General features: G+C 72.7%; 2 protein-coding genes (1 of these 2 running past the window's edge). Both read left to right on the top strand.

Translation table 11 applies throughout. The features are described from left to right. Window positions 1-445, top strand: the 3' portion of a protein-coding gene (locus D471_RS0108630) for an enoyl-CoA hydratase/isomerase family protein (protein ID WP_017598248.1). 329 nt of this gene lie to the left of the window's left edge; only the last 445 of its 774 coding nucleotides appear in the window; its start codon lies beyond the left edge, outside the window; the stop codon is at window positions 443-445. A gap of 300 nt (window positions 446-745) precedes the next feature. Further along, window positions 746-2,998 (top strand): protein kinase domain-containing protein, encoded by a 2,253-nt coding sequence (locus D471_RS33560; RefSeq protein WP_241479588.1) that lies wholly within the window; start codon window positions 746-748, stop codon window positions 2,996-2,998. Window positions 2,999-3,105: the final 107 nt, after the last annotated feature.

Raw genomic sequence — 3,105 nt, forward strand, 5'->3', positions numbered from 1 at the left:
CGCGCTGGCCGCCGACTTCCGGGTCGCCGGGGCCAAGGCGAAGCTGGGCCTGCCCGAGATCACCCTCGGCGTCATCCCGGGGGCGGGCGGCACCCAGCGCCTGCCGCGCCTGATCGGCCCGGCCAAGGCCAAGGACCTCATCTTCACCGGCCGCCACGTGCCGGCCGGGGAGGCCCTGGAGATCGGGCTGGTGGACGAGGTCGTCGCGGACGAGGAGGTCTACTCCGCGGCCGTGGCGAAGGTGGCCAGGTTCGGCGAGGGCCCGGCGGTGGCGCTGGCCGCCGCCAAGGAGACCGTCGACCGGGGTCTGGAGACCGACCTGGACAGCGGTCTGGAGATCGAGCGCCTGCACTTCGCCGGGTTGTTCGCGACCGAGGACCAGAAGACCGGTATGCGCAGCTTCATCGAGCAGGGGCCGGGCAAGGCCGAGTTCTCGGGGCGCTGACGGCGCGTACGCACCCGCGCACCCGGTGCGGGGGCGGCGGCACCGGACGCGCTCCGGTGCCGCCGCCCCCCGCCTGGGACCAGGGATCGGACGGGAACCGATCGCGCCGATCTTCCGTCATACTCGTGGTGGTCCCCTCCGACGACGGGCCGAGGGGCGGATCGCCGGAGCCCCCACACCCTGGCGGTAGCGAAGAAACCACACGGACCCTGGACGGGTCCACGAGCCAACGACGACCCATCCCCCCGACCGATAGGCTGGACGAGGCGGAATGCGGTCTTTTGAGGGGATGAGTTCTCGATGGCAATGTCGGCAGGTTTCCCCACGGGTGAGGAGCTGCCGGAGCGCATCGGCCACTACGTGATCCGTCGCCGCATCGGGCAGGGCGGCATGGGCGTGGTGTACCAGGCCGAGGACCCCCGGACCGAGCAGTTCGTCGCGGTGAAGGTCCTCAAGCCCGAGGTCGCGGGCGACCACATCGCCCGCGCCCGCCTCGCGCGCGAGGTCGAGACGATGCGCCGGGTGCAAAGCCCCAACGTGGCGGAGGTCATCGACGCGGACACCCAGGCCGAGCTGCCGTGGGTCGTCACCGAGTACATCCCCGGCCCCACGCTGGACGCGACGGTCACCGACCACGGTCCGCTGCGCGGCCGGGCGCTGACGCGCTTCGTCACCGGGCTCGCCCGGGCGATCAAGGACATCCACGCCGTGGACGTGATCCACCGGGACCTCAAGCCCGGCAACGTGATCATCTCCAACGGCGAGCCGATCGTCATCGACTTCGGTATCGCACACGCGGTCGACGGCGCCAAGTTGACCCAGACCGGCACCTTCGTCGGCACGCCCAGCTACCTGTCGCCCGAGGTCATCGAGGGAACCGACCTGGGGCCGGCCACCGACGTCCACGCCTGGGGCGGAACGGTCGCCTTCGCGTGTACGGGACGCCCGCCCTACGGCGCGGGGTCCTTCGAGGTCATCTTCTTCCGCATCCTCAACGGCGAGATCGACATGGACGGGACTCACGAGGCGCTGCGACCGCTGGTCACCGCCGCCGTCTCCCGCGACATGGCCCGCCGTCCCAGCGCGGCGGAGCTGGTCGAGCGGGCCGGGCAGCTCAACCTGGACCTGCCCTGGACCGAGGACACGGGTACCGGATCCACCGGTCTGACCGGTAACCACACCGTGTACAACGCGCCCGTGGACGACCCCGGGGACTCGGACGGCGCGGCCGGTGCGGCGGGTGCCGCGGCCGGGGGAGCCGCGGGCTACCTCGCCCACCGCGCCGCCCAGGGCGACGGGGGGTGGAGCCCCTCGCACACCGCCGGCGGTCCGACGCAGCCGCCGACCGCGAGCTCCTGGACGGAGCCCGTCGAACCCGGGCGCGGCGGCGACGCGGACGACCGGCACCGGGACGGGGAGGACGCCACGGACGACCTGTCCGGGCTGGCCTCGGCGGGCCGTGAGTCCCACGAGGAGGCCGCGCACGCCTCCGGCGGGGTCCAGGGGACCCAGCGGCTCGACCCGTTCGGCTCCGAGGGGGCGGCCGACCCGGAGGGGACCCGGCGGATCCGGCCGGACGAGCGGCCCGACCACGGTGACGCGCAGGGGACGCAGATGCTCGACCCGGTGGCCGGGGACCCGCAGGGGACCATGATGATGCCCCCGCAGGACCAGCGGCCGGTCGAGCACCGCACGACGACCTATGAGGCGCCGGGGAACGACGCGCCGCAGACGCAGTTCTTCAACACGCCCCTGAGCAAGGGCGACTTCGGGGACATCCTGACACCGGTCGAGCGCGACGGGCGCTCCCACCGCCAGACGCAGGAGTTCGACGAGGACGACTACGGCGGCGACTACGAGGAGGGGCGCGGCGGTCTGCTGGGCCGTTTCCGGAGCGGCCGCAGCGACCGCCTGGGCGACTACTTCCGCGGCGGGGCCGACGAGTACGACGACGAGTACGAGGACGACTACGAGCACCCCGGGTGGCGGATGCACCCGCTGACGCTCATCCCGCTCATGGTGGCGCTGGCCGGGGTCGCGCTGTGGTTCCCGTGGTTCGGCTTCGGCCTCGGCGTGGTGGTGATCTCGGTCCTGTCGGCGCTGGACGTGGTCAAGGCCGAGCACGCGCGGCGCCTGCAGACACGGGGGCCCCGCGACTCCGACACCATGGTCGTGGCGCTGAGCTTCCCCTGGGCGCTCGGGCGGATGCTGGTGCGCACCCTCGGGTTCTGTCTGATCTACCTGATCGGCGGGATCCTGGTCGGACTGGTGTACGCGCAGTTCGTGGAGACCGGGGGCGAGGGGGCCAACTGGACCGGGGCCTTCGCGGTCTTCGTGATGGTGCTGCTGGGCTACATCATGCCGAGCGGCCGTTCCACCCGCCACCAGGCGGTGTGGCTGGCCCAGCGCGCGCGGTTCACCAACCTGTACCTCTACATCGGCGTGGTCGTCGCGATCGTCCTGCTGATGATGCTCATCCTGTCCATCGGTCTGACCGCCGCGCCGGACTGGACGCCCTTCGGCGGACCCTCGGACTGGTTCTCCGGTAACTGAGCCTCGGAGCGAGCACGCCCCGGTACGCCCTTCTCCCCGCCGGGGAGGAGGGCGCCGTCGTAGGGGCGGGGCGGTGTCGCCGGGACGCCGGTCACGGCGGGGGGCGG

The organism is Nocardiopsis lucentensis DSM 44048 (genome assembly GCF_000341125.1).
GTDB lineage: Bacteria > Actinomycetota > Actinomycetes > Streptosporangiales > Streptosporangiaceae > Nocardiopsis > Nocardiopsis lucentensis.